Source organism: Collinsella sp. An307 (assembly GCF_002161805.1).
In the GTDB taxonomy this organism is placed as follows: Bacteria; Actinomycetota; Coriobacteriia; order Coriobacteriales; family Coriobacteriaceae; genus Coprousia.
This window is the reverse complement of the sequence record NZ_NFIP01000003.1, coordinates 156,050-174,218: the sequence shown is the minus strand read 5'-3', so window position 1 is coordinate 174,218 and position 18,169 is coordinate 156,050. Positions and strand designations below refer to the sequence as shown.

Annotated in this window: 18 protein-coding genes and 1 tRNA gene; 4 read left to right on the top strand and 15 right to left on the bottom strand. The window is 64.3% G+C overall.

Features of this window, described 5'->3' with window-relative positions; genetic code table 11:
* Positions 1-39 precede the first annotated feature (39 nt).
* The 4 genes from B5F89_RS03910 (at position 40) to B5F89_RS03895 (ending at position 2,833) form a co-directional block, all read left to right on the top strand.
* Complete coding sequence (locus B5F89_RS03910) at positions 40-690, top strand: GNAT family N-acetyltransferase (protein ID WP_087430490.1); 651 nt, start codon at positions 40-42, stop codon at positions 688-690.
* A gap of 59 nt (positions 691-749) precedes the next feature.
* The gene (locus tag B5F89_RS03905; protein WP_087430489.1) at positions 750-1,733 is read left to right on the top strand and encodes a D-isomer specific 2-hydroxyacid dehydrogenase family protein; all 984 of its coding nucleotides are present in this window, start codon (positions 750-752) and stop codon (positions 1,731-1,733) included.
* A 1-nt stretch (position 1,734) separates the two neighbouring features.
* The gene (locus B5F89_RS03900) at positions 1,735-2,334 is read left to right on the top strand and encodes a tRNA (cytidine(34)-2'-O)-methyltransferase (protein WP_087430488.1); all 600 of its coding nucleotides are present in this window, start codon (positions 1,735-1,737) and stop codon (positions 2,332-2,334) included.
* A 100-nt stretch (positions 2,335-2,434) separates the two neighbouring features.
* On the top strand, positions 2,435-2,833 hold the full coding sequence (locus B5F89_RS03895; protein ID WP_087430487.1) for a pyridoxamine 5'-phosphate oxidase family protein: 399 nt from the start codon (positions 2,435-2,437) through the stop codon (positions 2,831-2,833).
* 70 nt (positions 2,834-2,903) lie between these two features.
* Here the strand turns inward: B5F89_RS03895 and B5F89_RS03890 are convergent.
* From B5F89_RS03890 to B5F89_RS03820, 15 genes are all read right to left on the bottom strand, one after another.
* A tRNA-Val gene (locus B5F89_RS03890) sits at positions 2,904-2,979 on the bottom strand.
* Between the two features lie 35 nt (positions 2,980-3,014).
* Positions 3,015-4,013, bottom strand: a complete 999-nt coding sequence (locus B5F89_RS03885) for a hypothetical protein (RefSeq protein WP_239286663.1) — start codon at positions 4,011-4,013, stop codon at positions 3,015-3,017.
* Positions 4,014-4,052: 39 nt separating this feature from the next.
* On the bottom strand, positions 4,053-5,087 hold the full coding sequence (locus tag B5F89_RS03880; RefSeq protein WP_239286662.1) for a septum formation initiator family protein: 1,035 nt from the start codon (positions 5,085-5,087) through the stop codon (positions 4,053-4,055).
* A gap of 151 nt (positions 5,088-5,238) precedes the next feature.
* On the bottom strand, positions 5,239-6,528 hold the full coding sequence (gene eno / locus B5F89_RS03875) for a phosphopyruvate hydratase (RefSeq protein WP_087430486.1): 1,290 nt from the start codon (positions 6,526-6,528) through the stop codon (positions 5,239-5,241).
* Between the two features lie 84 nt (positions 6,529-6,612).
* Positions 6,613-7,506 (bottom strand): nucleoside triphosphate pyrophosphohydrolase, encoded by an 894-nt coding sequence (mazG, locus tag B5F89_RS03870; RefSeq protein WP_204230568.1) that lies wholly within the window; start codon positions 7,504-7,506, stop codon positions 6,613-6,615.
* Between the two features lie 4 nt (positions 7,507-7,510).
* Complete coding sequence (yfcE, locus tag B5F89_RS03865; RefSeq protein ID WP_087430485.1) at positions 7,511-8,080, bottom strand: phosphodiesterase; 570 nt, start codon at positions 8,078-8,080, stop codon at positions 7,511-7,513.
* A gap of 122 nt (positions 8,081-8,202) precedes the next feature.
* On the bottom strand, positions 8,203-8,580 hold the full coding sequence (locus tag B5F89_RS03860) for a hypothetical protein (RefSeq protein ID WP_087430484.1): 378 nt from the start codon (positions 8,578-8,580) through the stop codon (positions 8,203-8,205).
* A gap of 162 nt (positions 8,581-8,742) precedes the next feature.
* Positions 8,743-10,185: a LarC family nickel insertion protein gene (locus tag B5F89_RS03855; protein ID WP_087430483.1), complete on the bottom strand. Its 1,443-nt coding sequence runs from the start codon at positions 10,183-10,185 to the stop codon at positions 8,743-8,745.
* A gap of 155 nt (positions 10,186-10,340) precedes the next feature.
* The gene (locus B5F89_RS03850; RefSeq protein WP_087430482.1) at positions 10,341-10,640 is read right to left on the bottom strand and encodes a hypothetical protein; all 300 of its coding nucleotides are present in this window, start codon (positions 10,638-10,640) and stop codon (positions 10,341-10,343) included.
* A 16-nt stretch (positions 10,641-10,656) separates the two neighbouring features.
* Positions 10,657-11,919, bottom strand: a complete 1,263-nt coding sequence (locus tag B5F89_RS03845) for a glucose-6-phosphate isomerase (protein WP_087430481.1) — start codon at positions 11,917-11,919, stop codon at positions 10,657-10,659.
* A gap of 293 nt (positions 11,920-12,212) precedes the next feature.
* Positions 12,213-13,709: a lactate racemase domain-containing protein gene (locus tag B5F89_RS03840; protein WP_087430480.1), complete on the bottom strand. Its 1,497-nt coding sequence runs from the start codon at positions 13,707-13,709 to the stop codon at positions 12,213-12,215.
* A 54-nt stretch (positions 13,710-13,763) separates the two neighbouring features.
* Positions 13,764-14,600, bottom strand: coding sequence for a triose-phosphate isomerase family protein (locus tag B5F89_RS03835; protein WP_087430479.1), 837 nt, complete (start codon positions 14,598-14,600; stop codon positions 13,764-13,766).
* 25 nt (positions 14,601-14,625) lie between these two features.
* Complete coding sequence (locus B5F89_RS03830) at positions 14,626-15,786, bottom strand: diphosphate--fructose-6-phosphate 1-phosphotransferase (RefSeq protein WP_087430478.1); 1,161 nt, start codon at positions 15,784-15,786, stop codon at positions 14,626-14,628.
* Positions 15,787-15,788: 2 nt separating this feature from the next.
* Positions 15,789-16,943, bottom strand: a complete 1,155-nt coding sequence (locus B5F89_RS03825; protein ID WP_087430550.1) for a class II fructose-bisphosphate aldolase — start codon at positions 16,941-16,943, stop codon at positions 15,789-15,791.
* A 48-nt stretch (positions 16,944-16,991) separates the two neighbouring features.
* A complete protein-coding gene (locus B5F89_RS03820; protein ID WP_087430477.1) occupies positions 16,992-18,062 on the bottom strand; it encodes a LacI family DNA-binding transcriptional regulator in 1,071 nt (356 codons plus the stop codon).
* Positions 18,063-18,169 lie beyond the last annotated feature (107 nt).

Here is an 18,169-nt window from a genome sequence, read left to right as displayed (position 1 = left end):
CGCACTCGCATGCCGCTTTCAAGACGAAAGGACCACCGCATGCCCGCGCCCACGCTCACGACCGACCGCTTGGTGCTAAGGCGCTTCACACCCGATGACGCCGATTTTATCTACGAGCTCTTCTCGCATGAGGACGAGATGCGCTTTGTGCCGGCGGGCCCCATGGTTAGCAAGGCGGATGCGCTCGCTCATCTTGAGAAGGAGTACCTGCGTTGGTACCGTGCGGCCGATGCCGGCGAGCGAGGCAAGTACGGCACGCCGCTTGACCTTCGCTTTGCCATCTGCCTGAAGGACGGCGCCACGGCGGGCGGCGGCGACGCCGAGCTGGCGGGCGCGCCGATTGGCTACGCGAACATCGACAGCCAAAACGACGCGCTCGACCTTGGCTACGGGCTCTTGCCCGCCCACTGGCGCCGCGGCTATGTTGCTGAGGCAGCGCGCGCCGTCGTTGAGGCTGCACGATCAGCGGGCTTTCCCTTTGTCACCGCCACGCACGACGTGCTCAACCCCCACAGCGGCTACGTCATGCAGCGGCTCGGCATGACCTACCGTTACACCTATCGCGAACACTGGACGCCGCGCGACATCGACGTCGATTTTCGCCTGTACCAGATTGACTTCGCGCCGGACGCTAAGACCTATCGCGCCTACTGGGAGCGCTACCCCCTGCACTGGGTGGAGACCCTGTAGTACGATAGCGCACGCACCATCTGCATCCACCGAATCGAAACCGTTTAGGAAGGACCCTCATGAAACTCTTTGCCTATGCGCTGCGCCCCTTTGACGAGCTCGGCTACCTGGAGGAGCTCGCGCGCGAGGCGGGCTTTGAGTTTGGCTGGACCGCGGAGTACCCCACGCTTGAGAACGCGCATCTGGCCGAGGGCGCCGAGGCACTCTCCATCATCACCAATCCCATGACGCCCGAGCTCCTCGACCGCTACCACGAGCTCGGCATCCGCGCCATCGCCACGCGCTCCATCGGCGTTGACCATATCGACATCGACCACGCGCGCAAGCTGGGGATCCGCATCGCCCACTCGGCGTACCCGCCTGAGGGCGTCGCCGACTACACCATCATGCTCATCCTGATGGCGCTCCGTCGCGCCAAGCTCGTGTTTCGCCAGGCGGCCGCGCAGGACTTCTCGCTCACTGGCAAGCTGGGCCGCGCCCTCTCGTCGTGCACCGTGGGCGTGGTGGGCACGGGCGCCATCGGCTCGTGTGTGATCCGCGAGCTCACCGGCTTTGGCTGCCGCATCCTCGCCTGCGACCCGTATCCGCGTGATGGTGTGCGCGGGCTCGCCACGTACACCGACCTCGACACGCTGCTCTCCTCCTCCGACGTGGTGACCCTCCACGCGCCGGGCCTGCCCGAGAACCACCATATGATCGGTGCGCCCGAGCTCGCCCGCATGCGCGAGGGCGCGGTGCTCGTGAATGCGGCGCGCGGTCTGCTCGTCGATACCGCCGCGCTTATCGACGCGCTCGAGTCGGGCCACCTGGGAGGCGCCGCGCTCGACACCATCGAGCACGAGTCCAATCTCTATTACCTCGACAAATCACGCGACGTGCTCCCCAACCGAGACCGTGCGATTCTGGACGCTCTGCCAAACGTCATCGTGTCGCCGCACATGGCGTTTTACACCAACGAAGACGTGCGCCACATGGTGCGCTCGAGCGTGGGCGCGCTCATGGCGTTTAGCCGCGGCGAGGATTCGCCCTACGAGGTACGCTAGCATGTTCAACCTTGTGCTCGTAGAACCCGAGATTCCCGCCAACACTGGCAACATCGGGCGCACCTGCGTGGTCACCGGGACGCGTCTGCACCTTGTGGAGCCCTTGGGCTTCTCGCTCGACGACCGCGCGCTCAAACGTGCGGGGCTGGGTTACTGGGAGAACCTCGACGTGCACGTTTGGGGTTCGTGGGAGGAGTTCCTCCGCGGCGAGGGGCTCGACACGCCCGCTGGCGCAAAGCGGCTCCACTTTCTTACCAAAAAGGCGCGGCGCATCTACAGCGACGCCACCTACCGTGACGGCGACTATCTCGTGCTTGGCAAGGAGAGCGCCGGTCTTTCCGAGGAGTTGCTCGCCGCGTACGCCGAGCGCTGCGAGCGCATCCCAATGCTGCCGGACGGCGCATCGCTTGCCAATGCCGAGAGCTGGAAGCACCCCGCCGACGAGGACCTCGACCACGCCGCGCTGCGCCAGCAGGACATTTGCGGCAACTTTGTCGACCCCAACGACTGGCGCATCAGCGCCCTCAACCTCTCCAACGCCGCAGCCATCGTGCTTTATGAGGCGCTCCGTCAGACGGAATTTGCGGGCATCGAGGGCTAACCGGACGCGGCCAGCCTCTCCGGTGCGTAGCTCCTCATCACGGCTGCCGCGTATCCCGGGTATAAGGGATGTGTTGGTACGCGTCGGAAAGGAGCAGCGCATGGATGAGGTTCTGGCCTACCTCAAGAAGAACAAGACCTATTTCCTCGCCACGGTGGACGCCGCGGGCAACCCGCAGGTCCGCCCCTTTGGCACCATCGCCAAGTTCGAGGGGCGCCTCTACATCCAAACCGGCAAGGTAAAGCCGGTCTCGGACCAGATGCTCGCCCATCCGCGCGTGGCGATCTGCGCCATGGGCGACGACGGGTCGTGGCTGCGCATCGAGGCCGATGCGGTGGTCGATGACCGCGTCGAGGCACGTCAGGCAGTGCTTGACGAGCACCCCGAGCTCGCCGGTATGTACGCCGCCGATGACGGCAACTGCGAGGTGTTCGCGCTCGAGAACGCCACCGCCACGTTCTCGTCGTTTACCGCCGAGCCGCACACGGTCACGTTCTAGCGGCTGCAAACGACAACGCCAGCACGGTAGCAAAAAGGCCCCCGAGCTGGTCGGGGGCCTTATCGTTTGCTGGTGGGCGATGAGGGATTCGAACCCCCAGCCTTGTGCGTGTAAAGCACCTGCGCTAACCGTTGCGCCAATCGCCCGTAGGGGGAAGTATAGCGAAAACCCGCCCGCCGCGCTACCGCTCGTGCGAGAGCTCCGGCGTCCAGCCCACAACGGGACGCTCACCGGCAAGCGCCTCGCCGATAGTGGAGGCCGCACCCGCAAGCAGGCTGTTCTCGCTTACGGTGAGCTCGTCGTAGCCGCCGGCGCGCATGAGCTCGCGGATGACGACCGCGCCCGCCAGCATAACAGGGGCGCGCTTGGGCTGGATACCCGGAAGCTGAGCGATCTCCGACGCCGGGAGCTTGCGCATGCGGTCGATGGCGCGCTCCACCTCGAGCGCCGTCAGCGCATGCAGGTGCACAAAGGATGCATCGTAGGGCACCAGCTCGTGCGTGAGCGCCACCAGCGTGGTGACGGTTCCACCCACAGCAACCAAGCGATCAGGGCGCTGCGGGGCGGTTGCCCAATAAGCCTCGAACTGCTCGCGTGCCCAACGGCCCGCGGCAAGAATGTCCGCCCCCAAGGGCGGGTCACCCGGCAGGAAGCGGTCGGTCACGCGGCGGCAGCCGATGTCGAGCGACTGCACGCGCTCGAGCTCAAGCGAGCCCTGCTCCGGCAGGTAGCTTCCCACCACGATCTCGGTCGAACCGCCGCCGGAGTCCGCAACGGCTATGCGCTCGCCCGGGAAGTCGTGTGCAACGCCATAAAACGTGAGGCGCGCTTCCACCTCGCCGGGGATGATCTGAGGGATGAGGCCAAGGTCGCGCAGGCGCCCGAGAAGCTCCTCGGCGTTTTGAGCATCGCGCGCCGCGCTCGTGAGCGTCGTCGATATTGCCTCTGCCCCAAACGCGCGGGCCTCCTCCACAAAGGTGGCGCAAGCCGTGGCAACGCGCTCGACGGCGGCCTCGTCAAAGCGCCCTGTGGCGTCGACCCCCTGTCCGAGGTCCGTGATCTCGGTGTGCTTGCGTGCAGAGAGCACCGTGCCGCCCGCCACCTCGGCAAGCGACAGGCGCGACGAGACCGTACCCAAATCAATCGCGGCTACGCGGTGCATAGTGGGCGCATTCTCCATCGTGAGAACCTCCTTGTATGAGCTTTGGCGCCGGGTGACCTATGAGGACGAAGACCCCGTCGAGGTGACCTTCTGACCGGAGGTCCCTTGGTAGAAGAAGATGGCATCGAGCAGCTGGATGTACCACGGTGCATCCTCGACAACCGCGCGCTCGGCGGCCTCCGCCTCGGCGCTTGTTGTGGGCTCGGCGGGTGTCTCGGGCTCGGGTGCGGCGGCATCCGGCTCCCCCGCGGCATCTGCCCCGGCGGCGTCCCCCTGCTCCGCGGCATCTGCTGCGGCGTCGGTGTTGGTTGCATCGGGATTGTCCGCATCGGCTGTGGTATCGGCCGCATCGGGCGTATCAGCGTCCGCAGCGGCGTCGGCGCCCTCAGCATCCTCAGCTGGCTCGGGCTCCTCATCGTCGAGCCCGACGATATCGATTGCCGTCTCGCCGGGTTTAACCAGACCGAGGTTCTCGCGCGCGGTGTCCTCGATGCCCTCGGTGGAGAGGAGCTTGTTCACCTCGCCCTGGAGCTTCTCGTTGTACGCGTCGCGGATCTCCTGCTGCTGGCGCAAAATCTCGCCCGTGCGGTGGGCGGTGTAGAGGTCGCGCAGCGGGAAGTAGAGGCTGAGCCCCACCACGAGGATGACGCCGAGGTAGAAGAACAGGCGATACGGACCCGTTGTGATGGTATAGATAGCGCGAACGACGCGGTTATCGCTCGCATAGCGCATGAGCGCACCACGGCGGGCCTCGGTGCGGGCAGCGCGAGCGGAAGCAGCAGAGCCGCGACCGGCGGCGGCGCGGGTGCGCGCGCTTCCCTGGGCGGCCGAGGGCCGCGCGGCATCGGCCTTGCGGCGGGCTGCGCGCGGCGCGGACTGGGCAGAAGACGCCGCGGTGTCTCTGCCGCCAAAGCGACGGCGCCCTCCGGCGGCAGCCTTCGTGCCGCCGCGCGCATCTGCGGCGCGCCGGCGCGTTGGGCGGCCGTTCGCACGGCGAGCGGCTTCGGCGAGGTTGCCGGTAGCGCCAGCGTCCGAGGGGACACCGGAGCGCGTCGAGGCCGCGCGAGATGCGTTATTGCGGAAATCGTTCATGAGCGCCTTGCTGCGATTGTGGTGTGTATGCGCGAGATTGTTATACCACAAGGGCGCGCCGCACATGTGATGGGCGGATGGGGCTTGTGGCTCGCGCCTCCCCATCCGCCCGCTACGTGCGGCTTTGGCACTCAGATGCGCAGCGTGGCCGCTACCTGAGATTGTAGAACGCGCTTCTGCCCGCGTAGGAGGCGGACTGGAAGAGTCCGTCCTCAATGCGGATCAGCTGGTTGTACTTGGCGATGCGGTCGCTGCGGCAGGGTGCACCCGTCTTGATCTGGCCGGCGTTGGTAGCCACGGCAATGTCCGCGATGGTGGTGTCCTCGGTCTCGCCCGAGCGGTGGGAAACGATGCAGGCGTAGCCGGCGCGCTTGGCCATCTCGATTGCCTCGAGGCTCTCGGTAAGCGTACCGATCTGGTTCACCTTGACGAGGATGGCGTTTGCCGCACCGAGCTCGATGCCCTTGGCAAGGCGCTCGGTGTTGGTAACAAAGAGGTCGTCGCCCACAAGCTGGACCTTCTTGCCCAGGCGCTCGGTGAGCTTGACCCAGCCGTCCCAGTCCTCCTCAGCAAGACCGTCCTCAATCGAGATGATGGGGTACTTCTCCACGAGCGCCGCCCAGTAGTCGATCATCTCGTCCGTGGTGAGAGTGCGGCCCTCGCCCTTGAGCTCATAGGTGCCGGTCTCGGCGTTATAGAGCTCGGTCGTTGCCGGATCCATAGCGATCATAAAGTCGTCGCCCGGCTTGTAGCCCGCGGCCTCGATGGCGCGCACGATGTACTCCAGCGGCTCCTCGTTGGTGGCAAGGTCGGGGGCAAAGCCGCCCTCGTCGCCCACGCCTGTGGCGTGGCCAGACTCCTTGAGGACGCTCTTCAGCGTGTGGTAGACCTCGGCGCACCAGCGCAGACCCTCGGCAAAGTTGGGAGCGCCCACCGGCATGATCATGAATTCCTGGAAGTCAACGTTGTTGTCGGCGTGCACGCCGCCGTTCAGGATGTTCATCATGGGCGTGGGCAGGGTGTGCGCGTTCACGCCGCCGAGGTAGCTAAAGAGCTCGAGGCCTGCCGACTGCGCCGCGGCACGCGCGACGGCAAGCGACACGCCCAGGATCGCGTTCGCACCGAGGTTGCCCTTGTTGGGGGTCCCATCCGCCGCGATAAGGGCGGCGTCGACGGCGCGCTGGTCAAAGGCGTCCATGCCAATCACGGCCTCGGCGCACTCCTTGTTGACGTGGTCGACAGCGCGGGTCACGCCCTTGCCGAGGTAGCGACCCTTGTCGCCGTCACGCAACTCAACTGCCTCAAAAGCGCCCGTGGAGGCACCGGAGGGAACCATAGCGCGGCCGAACGACCCGTCCGCCAGCACAACCTCCACCTCAACGGTGGGGTTGCCGCGCGAGTCGAGCACCTCGCGCCCGTAGACATCTAGAATCTCGCTCATCGTATCTTCCTTTCTCGAAGACATCAGGCGCGGCTAAAGGTTAGCCTGACTAAACTTTTGTCAGTATGCCCGTTGTCCCGAGTTTTAGGCAGCAGAATCGTCGATTCCCGATTGTTTTGCGCGCTCCTCACGCTCCGCAGCTTTGATCGCATCCCACATGGCATTCAGCTGCTCGGTCGAGAGATTCTCAACCGGGATGCCAGCGTAAAACGCAGCCTCCTCGATGGCCGCCCAGCGCCGGCGGAACTTCTCGGTGCTCGCACGCAGGGCGCGCTCGGCATCGATGCCCTCACGGCGCGCCACGTTCACGAGCGCAAAGAGCATGTCGCCAAACTCGAGCTCGCGCTCGGTGCTGCCCGGCGCCTCCGCCAAAAACTCCGCGCGCTCGGCGTCAACCTCGTCCCACACGTCATCGACGGTTTTCCACTCAAAGCCCACCTTGGCGGCGCGCTTTGACACCTTCTGCGCCTGCATAAGGGCAGGAAACGCCTTGGGCACGCTGTCGAGAAGCCCCTGGGGCCGCTCGGCGCCCTCCCCCGTTTGGGCTCGCTCGTCGCTTTTCACCTGGTCCCAGATGTCGAGCACCTCGTCCGCATTCCCCGCGGCACGCTTGCCAAACACGTGGGGATGGCGCCGCACGAGCTTGTCGGAAAGCTCGCGCACCACATCGGCGATGGTGAACTCATGCGCGTCAGCGGCAATCTGCGCATGCAGCATGACCTGCATGAGGACGTCACCAAGCTCCTCGCGCAAATGTGCCGTGTCGCCCGCCTCGATGCATTCGACGGCCTCGTAGGCCTCCTCAATCATGTTCTGGGCAATGCTCTCGTGCGTCTGCTCGCGGTCCCAGGGACACCCGTCAGGCTGACGCAGACGCCAGATAATCTCGGTCAGGCGGTCGAACTCCGCCTGTGCATCCGCGCGCGTGCTCTGGTCGCGCTCGGGCCTGCGCATCGTCCCTCCAAAGCGATCGAGCATGTCCTTACGCCTCCTCAAGCACGACGTGACGAAACGCCTCATCCGCCGGCCAGCCGCTCACGTAGATGCCATAGCTGTGGCTGCCGTCCTTGGGAATTGAGACGCTGCCGGGGTTGAACGCCCAGATGGCCGGATGCCCGGGCACCTGCTCGTTCACCTTCACATGCGTGTGGCCGTAGACGATGGCGGACCCTGCGGCGAGCGCGGGCAGGTTGTCTACGCTGTTGTGGAACCCCGCCCCAAAGACGTGGCCGTGCGTGAGGAAGAGCGCGCGGCCATCCTCGTCGATGAGCTCGGCATAGTCTGCCATGCAGGGGAAGTCGAGCACCATCTGGTCTACCTCGGCGTCGCAGTTGCCGCGTACGGCGATGAGGTTGCCCTGCTCAGCTAGGCGGTTCAGGATCGGAATCACACGCTTGGGCGCATAATCGCGCGGCAGGTCGTTACGCGGCCCGTGGTAGAGAAGGTCGCCCAGAAGGACGATGCGGTCGGGTTGCTCGGCCTCGATGGCCTCAGCCAGGCGCTCCGCCCAGTAGGCGGAGCCGTGAATATCGGATGCAATAAGGACCTTCATGGGAGACCTTTCTCACGAAGCGGCGCGGCGCAGGCGCTGCGACTTGACCAAAACAAAGGGCGCCGCCCGAAGGCGGCACCCCCATTGTACCCATATGATATGTGCCGGCGCAGGCGTCCCGATCAGTCGAGCGCCTCCTCCCGGACGTTGCGTGCGTAGAAGAAGTAGAAGAAGACCACGATGGCGTTAAGGATCGGCGCCCACGGGAAACCACCGATGAGCACGGTCACCACCACCGCCACCACGTTTAGCACAAGAGCTAGCCAGTTGAGGCCCACAAACGGCGTCTCGACGCTGCGCGTAGGCTTGTTGGCGGCGGCGATGCCCCACACGCCCATGACCGCATCGAGCAGGCACTGCACGATTACGCAGATGGCGAGCAAAAGACCGGGACCGGTGTTGGCAAACGCAAGCGTCATGACCGAGTCCGCTGCCATGCCAAACGCAGCGAGAAGCGTAATGAAGCTCGCGACCTTGAGCATCTTCTGGTTCTGAGACATACCGGACTCCTTCCCTCGCACTCGCCCGCTCGCTCGCAGGCGGCCAGGACGCTTCGTGGCTTGGAAAGGTTATACCCCGTGTGTCCTTGGTGAGGCGCCGGATGTACCCGTCTTCTGCAAACGGCGATCGCAGCCGGTGGGCGTAGGCGATAAGCGCAATCCCTATGCGCGCGTCGCGGCGTCGATAACCGCGCGCAGCGGCACGCCCTCGGCCCGCGCAATACGCGCGCAGTCCGCATACTCGGGCTTCACGCGCGCAGAGCCGTTGGGAAGCGTCGCTCGCTTAGCGCGAACCTCGCCCCAGGGCGTCTCGACCGTAAGTTCTTCGCGCGCAAGCACCGTGCGCTCACACACCCAACGACGAACGCCGATGGTAGTTGTCTCGGCAAAGATGACATGCTCCACAGCGGCAACGTCGCCGGCAGCGGCGACAACCTGAAGCTGCCACGCAGGGCGCTCCTTCTTGGTGAAGATCGGCGCCCAGTGGACCTCGCGCGCGCCTGCCTCACGGATGCGCTCCGCGGCGTACGCGAGCTCCTCCCCCGTCGCGTCGTCGATATCGCATTCCAAACGGACGACCTGCGTAGGCGCGTCGGCCCCAATGGTAGGCGCCGCAAGCGGATTGCCCGTAAACGAAGCGCTCGTCGCAGGCGCAGGATCGCCCTCACCAGGAAGCTCCTCGATCAGCATCGCGCGCAGGATGCTCGGGCACTCATAGGTGCGCTTGCCCGCACCAAGACCCGTCTTGACCACCCTAAACGGCTCAGGAAGCACATGCTCGGCCCTCGTGGCGGCAACGATAGCGGCACCGGTGGGCGTCACCAGCTCGCCTTCGACATCAGAGACCGAAAGCGGCAGGCCGTGGGCCTCGACGATATTGAGGGTCGCAGGAACCGGAACGGGGATGACGCCGTGCTGGCAGCGGATGGTGCCGTGTCCGTCCACCAAGCGCGGAACGATAACGCGGTCGATATCCAGGTCGTCAAGAAGCACCGCCACCGACACGATATCAACGATAGAGTCGATGGCCCCCACCTCGTGGAAGTGCACCTCAGAGAGGGGGACGGCGTGGGCCTTGGCCTCCGCATGGGCAATTACGTCGACCATGCGGTGCGCAAGGTCACGGGCACGCGGCGCAAGCTGGCCAGCATCGATGATCGCATCTATGTCAGCGGGGCCACGATGCTCGTGATGATGGTGATGGGCGTGCTCATGGCCGTGGTTCCCGTGACTATGTCCGTGATCATGCTCGTGGTCGCAATGGTGATCGTAATCTTTTCCCAGCTCATGGGAGTGGACATGATTGTGGGTATGCTCGTGGCAGCACACATGGTCACGGGAATGATGGTGCTCACCGCTCTCACCGTGCAGATAGGCCATGTCGTGGTCATGGTTCTCGTGCGCCGCATCGAGCACGACGTCAAAATCGCAGCAGTCGATTCCGGCTTTCTTTACGCGACTGATGCGCACCTCATATCCCGAAACGGGCAGGCTCGCCAGCGCGTCACGCAGACGCGCCTCGTTGGCACCCAAGTCAAGCAGGGCAGCGACGGTCATATCGCCGCTGATGCCGTTTGTGCAATCAAGATAGAGCGTCTTTCCCATGATCTCCCCGTTTCAGCGCACCACAACAGCGCCCACAACAAGATTGCGGACGGAACGCAGATGTATTCCGTCCGCAATCACTTTTTGGTCCGCAACGTATCTACCCCATCGCGTGCGGGGCGGATACCAAAAGGCTTGGCAAGATTCAGCCGGACTTAGGCGCCGAGCTCCTTGTTGATCTGAGCGATGATGGCCTGGGCATCAGCGGAGGCGAAGGCCTCCGGGTCGATGACGGCGATCTTCTTCTCGGGATACGTGACCTTGACAAGGTCGAGCTTGAACTCAACCTGCGGGGTGAGGAGCAGAAGGTCGGCAGTAGCGACCTCGTCGTCACCGGTGACAGGGCCAGCGGTCACGTGCATCTCGAGACCGAGGTTGTCGGCGGTCTCCTGAACCTTCTTGGCGAGCACCTGGGTGGAGGTGCCAGCAGCGCACAGCAGCTTAACGTCCTTCATGAAAGAAATCCTTTCTCTATTTCCCCAGCGCCTCGAACATAAGGCGCTTATAGGCTTCTACGCCGGGCTGATCGAATGGATTCACACCCAGCAGACTACCAGAAGCATAGCATGCAAAGGCAAACCAGTAGAACAGCATACCGAAGTGCTCCTCATCGATGCGGTCGATCTCGAGCGTGAAGACGGGCAGGACCTCGGCATGCGCCGCACGCGTGGCGGTAAAGCTCGCCTTGTTGATGTCCCAAAAATCCTTGCCGTCGAGATACCCAAAGGCATCGGCAACATCCGTGCCACCTAAGACCAGGCTATCGCCCTCGCCGGGCGTCGTGAGGTCGATGAAGGTCTCAAAGAGCTGATGGGTGCCGTCCTGAGCGTACTGGCCGAGCGAGTGCATCTCCTCAGAGCATTCGAGCGACGAGGGGAAAATGCCCTTGCCGTCCTTACCCTCGCTCTCGGCAAAGAGCTGCTCCCACCACTTGGAGAACCAGCGGAAACGCGGCTCAAAGAAACCAAGAAGCTCGACGCGGTAGCCGCGGTCCCACAGGATGTTGCGCGCGCAGGCATAGCGCCATGCGGAGTTGGAGACACTGTCGGAGCAGCGGCAGAGCTCCTGCATCTTCTTGGCACCGGCGGCAAGGGCGCGGATGTCTGCCCCGGCAACGGCAAGCGGCAGCAGATGGACCTCGGTGAGCGCGGTGTAGCGGCCGCCTACGTTGGTCGCAAACGGCACGAAGGTGTAGCCCTCCGCATGGCAGAGGTCTTCGAGCGGCGAGCCAATGGTGCCGCAGCAGACGATGCGGCGGGCGGCCTCCTCACGTCCATAGCGCTTAACAAGGTACTGACGGAGCAGGCGGAACGAGGAACCGGGCTCGAGCGTCTCGAAGTTCTTGGCGATGCAGTCGATGACCACTTCATGCCCCTCGAGCTCCTCGATAACCCGGTTGAGCTCATAGGCGGAAAGCGTGTTGCCCGCGTAGACGATGCGCGCACCGCTCGGGTGCGTGGCCTCCACCACGGCGCGGGCGGAGTTGTTGGAACCGCCGACGCCGATGATCACGAAGGTGTCGGCAATCTCACGGATGTGCGCGGCGAGCTTCTCGGTACGGTCGAGAATCTCGGGCCCCGCCCACTCGTCCACGTCAAGCCAGCCCTGGGAGTCAGCGTAGCGCTCCTCGCCCGCTTGACAGCGCGCGAGCACGTCAGCGTGCGCAGCGGCGTAGGCATCCAGCTCGTCGGTTGAAACGAACTTCTCAGCGAACTTGATGTTCAGATCGAGCATGTGAAGCTCCAATTCGTATCGGAGGAGTTCGGACGTGTCCACCGTGCTCAAACAGCTTCTCGCTGCGCGCGAAGAACTGCGCGCGGCGGACACGTCCGAACTCTCAGCAACGTTTAGGTCCTATTCCAGGAAGGCGTAAACGTGCGGGCGAACAATCACGTCGACGGAATCAGTCCTGCTCAAGCAACCGTGCAGGCTGGCTGGCCGGGCATATGCTCCGCGCGCAGTTCTTCGCAAAGCGAAGCTGTCTGAGCACGGGGCATATGCCCGGCCCAGACAGCTCCAAAGCGTTACTAGCAGCCGCAGGGATGCGCCGGAGCGTCATCCATGAAGTGGCTGTTCTGCGAGGGGTCCTTCATGCACAGGTGCGGCACGGCGCGGTTGTACGCGTGCGGCAGCGCCAGGATGTTGGGGTTGCCGTCGGTGTACTTGCGCGTGGCGTCGGCGATGGCCTCCTCGAAGGTCGGGCGGGTCTTGAGGCCCATGGTGCGGGCGATGCCCGGCTTCTGCGCGCCCACGATGTAGGTGGCAGCGAGGTACTTCTCGGCGAGGTTGCCGCAGGTCATCATGCTGAAGCCATGGAACGGATGGAACGCGTTCGCGAAGCGGTACTTGCGGATGTACTCCTGGTTGGTAGCGAAGTACTCGCCGTACTTGATCATCTCGTCGAGCGTGTTCATCTTGTCGGACTGCCACAGCTCCCACTGCTCGCGCAGGTACGGCCAGCGCTCGTCATGGAACCAGCCGTTGCAGTAGCTCGCAATCACAAAGACGCAATGGTCGGAGAGGATGCGCTTGTGGCGGATGACCTGGGCAGAGACGGCCTGCATCATCTGGATGGGGTTGGTGCCCATGCCGTCGCCGTAGTGGAAGTTCGTGGGCATGCCCATGACCACGATGTCGTACTTCTTCTCGGCCCAGTGCACGTAGGTGCGCTTGTCGGCGAGCTCCCAGGCGATGGGCTGCATCTCGGCGGCGTAACCCGAGAAGATGGCGATCTGGCGGCTCCAGGTGTCGAGCACCGCGTCCACGCAGAAGAACTTCTTGCCCATCTTCTCTTCCATGAACATGCCCTGCTGGTCGAACTTGTCGCGCATGAGGGAAGAGGTGGAAACGGGCACAAAGTCGGGACGGCTCATGACGCGCGGAACGTGATGAGCGGAGATGCTCTTCCAGTGGGTGATGCCGGTAGCGCAGTGCTTATAGCCGCCCGAGTAGCCGCCGTAGGGGTTGCCCTGCGTGTGGCCGATGAGGATGGCGATGTCGGCGTCGTAGACGTACTTGTTCATGATCACGTGGTCGCCCTGCGGCGTGAAGCCGAGGTCGACGAGGTGATCGTAGTCCTCGGAGTCGTGGCTCGTGATCTGGCCCGTGCCCTCGAACTCGTTGTAGAGGTCAAGACCGAGAATCTGCTTGGCCTCGGCGGTCGAGGTGCGCGGATGCAGGCCGTTGGAGAAGAGCAGAAGCACGTCATCGTGCTTGACGCCGTGGGCGAAGAGCTCGTCCAGGCAGGCACGGATGGCGACCTTGCGGTGCGCGGTAGGCTGGGTGCCGCCCTTCACGATGTCGGGAATGACGATGACGACCTTTTTGCCCGGGCCGGCATAGGAGGCGAGCGGATCCATGCCGATGGGGTTGCGGATGCTCTCGAGGGTGGCGGCGTACAGGCTATCCCAGTCCTGCGGCAGGCACTCGGGGTCCTTTACGGTCTCGCCGGTGACAAAGACATCGGTGTTATCGGGGAGCTCGGCTCCCATCATGCCGGTGCCCCACTCGAAATCAAGATGCATAGCGGTTCCTTTCTGTCGTAAAACCCGCTGGTTGCCAATGGTTGGTATGCGTGTCTACGCGTTCATGTACAGGTCAACGATCTCGGCGTACTCCTCCGGATAGAAGCCAATCTCGCCGGTGAAGCGCGTGAGGGCGATGAGGCCGCCGTCGATCTCGGGGATACCGGCGAGCATCTCGGCGTTATCGGCCTTGAGGCCACCGCCGTATACCACGTCGACTCCCGGTACCGTCTCTTTGATGAGACGGGCGACCTTCTGGATGTACGGAGCGTCTGCGGGGGTCTTGCCCGGACCGATGCTCCACACGGGCTCGTAGGCAACGCGCACGCCGGCGAGGTCCGCCTCGGCGAGACCCTCGCGCACCTGCGTGGCGAGCACCTCGTCCCAACGGTCGACCTCTTCCTCGCGCTCGCCCATGCAGAAGAGCACCTTGAGACCCGCAGCCTGAGCCGCGGCGACCTCGCGGGCGAGGATGCGGTTGACCGCGGCCTCAACGGCCTCCGGGTCCGCGCCGGCCTCACCCATGATGGCGCGCAGGTTCATGCGCTCCTCGCAGTGGCCGATAAGCGCCCAGGTGCAGCCGAGCTGGGCCACGGCGTTGCCGGTGCGCAGCGTCGTGAACGCGCCAAAGTTGCCGCCCGGGGCGGTGTCGGCGGTGTGCACGCCCTGGCAGCCCACGCCCAGAGGCGAGCCCTCAGCGCCCGCAACGGCGCTCGTAAGATGCGCCTCGGGCAGAAACGCGGCAAACTCCGCGTCCGCATAGCGGCTCGCAACCTCCTTGATAGACGAGGTCACGGCCTCGCCCCAGCGCTCGGGCTCGGCCAAGCGATTCACGCCGCCCAGCTCGGGCTTGATATCAAAGCGTTTGAGGTTCAGAAAGATATGTTTCATACGCCGGTCTCCTTCGGTTCCGCTCTTACAGGAAGCTCACGAAGCGCGGCAGCTCGCCCACAAGGGGTGCAGCCCAGGTCTTGAACTCGGGCGTAACGCCATTGCCCGCCTCGTTGATGAACGTATCGGGCAGCAGACGCTCGATCATGCGAACGCGCTCGACATCGATGAGATTCGTCTCGATGCCGTACACGTCGCCCGGGATGCGCTGGATGCCGACCATCTTGCCGGTCTCGCCCGCGAGAGCGGCGCGCACCGCGGCGCGTCCGACCTCTTCGGCCTCGCGCACGTCCGACTCACTCCGGAGCGCCGTAGAGGCGCGGCCGAGCAGACCGGGCTTCTCGGAGCGGGCCTTGTAGCCGAGGTGCTTGATGATGAGGTTCGACAGGTGCGAGGAGACGTCACCGTAGTAGGTAGCGCGCTCGACCTCCATAACCGGCTCGACGATGGGGGTGCCGTCCGCATAGTGCAAACCCTCGCTCGCCACGACCACGCCGCCGCCCTTGGTGTCGATGATGCGCTGGCAGTCAGCGAGGAAGGCATCCTGGTCAAAGGCGCGCTCGGGCATATAGATGAGGTCGGGGCCGCCCTGACCGCAGGTCTCGGCGAGCGCGGTCGCCGCCGCAACCCAGCCGGCGGCACGACCCATGACCTCGACGACCACGATGTGGATGGGCATACTGTGCACGTCGCAGCACACCTCGCCCACGCTCTGGGCGGCGTAACGCGCGGCGCTGCCGTAGCCCGGCGCATGGTCGATCTCGGCGATGTCGTTGTCCATGGTCTTGGGCACGCCGATGACCTGGATGTCCACACCGGCCTCGTTTATGGCCTCCTGCAGAAGAGCGCAGGTGTTCATCGTGCCGTTGCCGCCGGTGGGCATCACGATGTCGATCTTGTTCTTGACGAGCAGCTCGACCATAGCCGGGTAATGACCGGCGAGCGCGTCGCGACCCGTGCCGATGGCGGAACCCGGCGCGTCGCGCAGGCGCACGAGCTCGGAGTCATCCATCGAGCTGAGGTCGATGAGGGTGCCGTTCATAAGACCGGAGGGGCCGCCGTGCGCGCCGTAGACGTGCGCGATCTCGGAATGGGCCTTGCCCTCGGCGACGATGCCGTAAAGCGATGCGTTGATGACAGCCGTCGGGCCGCCGCCGTGCATCACGAGGATGTTCTTACCTGCCATGATTACTTCCCTGCCTTCGCGTAGCGCTCAGCCATCTCGTCGAGCGTGGCGACCTCAACGAGCGGCGCCTTGCCGTAGCTACCAAACTGGACGATGAGCGTGCCCACCGCCTCCTTGACGCCCGCCTCGATGGCGGCAACGAGCTTTGCCTGGGCGTCGTCTGCCACGGTGCCGTACATAACGAGGTCATAGACCGGCGGCAGGAAGGCGCGCGGGTCAAACTGGTCGCGCTTCTCGTCGAGAAGCTGCCAGACACCGGAGAGCGAGCTCTCCTTGAGCTCGGGCTCGCGCTCGAAGAGCTCACGCATGTTGCGCGTCACGGCAAGGCGGATGTCGGTATCGACGTTGATCTTGTTGATGCCCGCGGGGATGGCGTCGATGAGCTCGGCCACCGGAATGCCGTGGGCCTCGCCGATCGTGCCGCCGAGCTCGTTGATCTCGCGCACGATGTACTGCGGGACGGTCGAGGAGCCGTGGCTCACGAGCGCGCAGTCGAGGTTCTCGTGCGCCAGGCACTCGCGGATGGCGATGGGGATCTCGCGGCGGAGCTTGACGTTTTTGCCCTTGGAGGCACCGTGCATGGTGCCGTAGGAAATGGCGAGCGCGTCGCAGCCGGTGTCGCGCACGAACTCAACGGCGGAAAGCGGGTTGGTGTAAGTCGAGGAAGCCGCGAAGACGTGGTCCTCCACGCCGGCGAGCACGCCGAGCTCGCCCTCGACGGAGACGCCGCGCTCGTGGGCGTACTTAACGACCTCGCGGGTGAGCTCCTTGTTCTCCTCAAAGGGCAGCGACGAGCCGTCGATCATGACCGAGGTGTAGCCGCCGGCGATAGCTGCCTTGACGGACTCCATGTCACGGCCGTGGTCGAGGTGGAGCACCACCGGCACCGGGGAGTTCTCGCCATACTTCTTAACAGCGTCGCCGATGTTCTTGGCGCCGCGAATCTTGTCCTCAACGGTGCCGTTGGCAAAGTCGGCGCGACCGCCCATGAAGGCGTTGGCGAGGTCGGCACCCTGCAGGATGACCGGGCTGCGGAACATCTCATGCACCTCGATGGCGGCCTTGGCCTGGCAGACCGCGTTCACGTTGAACGCACCCTGTGCATAGCCGTTAGCCTTAGCGGCATCGAGCACGGGCTTCAGGGGGACGAGTGGCATAGCGATCACAGCTCCTTTGCTAGTGCCGGATTCGGTCCGGCGCCGGTATTACCTTGGTTCCCGCCCATAGACGCCGCGCCTTCCGTCGCACACGTTGGTGAGGTGCAGGATACGTGCGCTCGAGGGTTTGCCGTCTATAAGCGAAAGCATCTCGTCGGCGCAGGCGACGCCCGCGTCGAAGTTGGGTAGGCGTAAGTAGAAATCGGGGTAGAAGTTGCTCTCAGCGTTGTTGGCGAGCTCTGCGGTGATGATGCCGCGCTCGCGGCAGCGGTAGCGGATGGATTCGGTCCAGCCCGACCAGCTCGCAATAACAGCATCTCCGCGGTCGAGGTCATCGACCGCACGACGCAGAATCTCGGAAAACGCAGCCGTCAAGCGATCACCCTCGGGCGTGGTGCCGACCGAGTAGCGAAGGTCCCAGACGTCGAGGTTCTCGAGCGTGACGGGGGTCGTCACGGTAATGAGCTCAGTCTCGGGGTGCGCCTCGAGCGCGTCTGAAAGACCGCGCTCGCGGTCGCGCTCCTGCGGGGTGTCGATATCCGGCTTGACGTAGAGCACGCGTGCGGGCCCCTCGGTAAGCACACGCTCAGCAAGGGCGCGCGCGCCGCCCCGGTAATCGAAATCGATAGTGCTATACACGTTAGAGTTGCCCGTGCAGTCAAAGGCCACGAGCGGAATATGGTCGCGCTTGATAACGGCGAGGCTCGCGGCACTCGGTCCAACGTTGTCTTTGCCCAGGAAGATGACGCCGTCGACGCGACCCTCGAGATACGCGATCAAGTAATCGCTCAAACCGGCCGTCTTTACTTTATTAGTACAAAGAAGAAGGTTGTAACCCAAATCCTCCAGACGGCTCTGGATACCGCGGATCGTCTGGGAGAAGCGGGGCACGGCGACGTTTTTCTTCGCAACGACGCCCACGCACAGCGACCGGCGGCGGCGAAGCGTCCGGGCGGCGCTGTTGGGCACGTAGTTGAGCTCGCGCGCAGCGCGCAGCACGCGCTCGCGCGTCTCGGGCGCGATGGATTGGCCGGGCGTGTCATTTATTACATAGGAGACCGTCGCAGCGGTGACATTGGCAGCCTGAGCGATGTCTTTTAATGTCACGCGCTTTGCCATGTCGCCTCCTCGGCTCCAAATCCTCGGCAGACCCACCTCGGATAGGCAGAATGAGTCCGCTGCCGAACTTACACGTTTAAGTTACCACGAAGCTGCAAAGATATTCT

Coding starts and splice junctions, on each gene's coding strand:
- B5F89_RS03910 (WP_087430490.1), top strand. CDS start 40: ATGCCCGCGCCCACGCTCACGACCGACCGCTTGGTGCTAAGGCGCTTC.
- B5F89_RS03905 (WP_087430489.1), top strand. CDS start 750: ATGAAACTCTTTGCCTATGCGCTGCGCCCCTTTGACGAGCTCGGCTAC.
- B5F89_RS03900 (WP_087430488.1), top strand. CDS start 1,735: ATGTTCAACCTTGTGCTCGTAGAACCCGAGATTCCCGCCAACACTGGC.
- B5F89_RS03895 (WP_087430487.1), top strand. CDS start 2,435: ATGGATGAGGTTCTGGCCTACCTCAAGAAGAACAAGACCTATTTCCTC.
- B5F89_RS03885 (WP_239286663.1), bottom strand. CDS start 4,013: ATGGAGAATGCGCCCACTATGCACCGCGTAGCCGCGATTGATTTGGGT.
- B5F89_RS03880 (WP_239286662.1), bottom strand. CDS start 5,087: ATGAACGATTTCCGCAATAACGCATCTCGCGCGGCCTCGACGCGCTCC.
- eno (WP_087430486.1), bottom strand. CDS start 6,528: ATGAGCGAGATTCTAGATGTCTACGGGCGCGAGGTGCTCGACTCGCGC.
- mazG (WP_204230568.1), bottom strand. CDS start 7,506: ATGCTCGATCGCTTTGGAGGGACGATGCGCAGGCCCGAGCGCGACCAG.
- yfcE (WP_087430485.1), bottom strand. CDS start 8,080: ATGAAGGTCCTTATTGCATCCGATATTCACGGCTCCGCCTACTGGGCG.
- B5F89_RS03860 (WP_087430484.1), bottom strand. CDS start 8,580: ATGTCTCAGAACCAGAAGATGCTCAAGGTCGCGAGCTTCATTACGCTT.
- B5F89_RS03855 (WP_087430483.1), bottom strand. CDS start 10,185: ATGGGAAAGACGCTCTATCTTGATTGCACAAACGGCATCAGCGGCGAT.
- B5F89_RS03850 (WP_087430482.1), bottom strand. CDS start 10,640: ATGAAGGACGTTAAGCTGCTGTGCGCTGCTGGCACCTCCACCCAGGTG.
- B5F89_RS03845 (WP_087430481.1), bottom strand. CDS start 11,919: ATGCTCGATCTGAACATCAAGTTCGCTGAGAAGTTCGTTTCAACCGAC.
- B5F89_RS03840 (WP_087430480.1), bottom strand. CDS start 13,709: ATGCATCTTGATTTCGAGTGGGGCACCGGCATGATGGGAGCCGAGCTC.
- B5F89_RS03835 (WP_087430479.1), bottom strand. CDS start 14,600: ATGAAACATATCTTTCTGAACCTCAAACGCTTTGATATCAAGCCCGAG.
- B5F89_RS03830 (WP_087430478.1), bottom strand. CDS start 15,786: ATGGCAGGTAAGAACATCCTCGTGATGCACGGCGGCGGCCCGACGGCT.
- B5F89_RS03825 (WP_087430550.1), bottom strand. CDS start 16,943: ATGCCACTCGTCCCCCTGAAGCCCGTGCTCGATGCCGCTAAGGCTAAC.
- B5F89_RS03820 (WP_087430477.1), bottom strand. CDS start 18,062: ATGGCAAAGCGCGTGACATTAAAAGACATCGCTCAGGCTGCCAATGTC.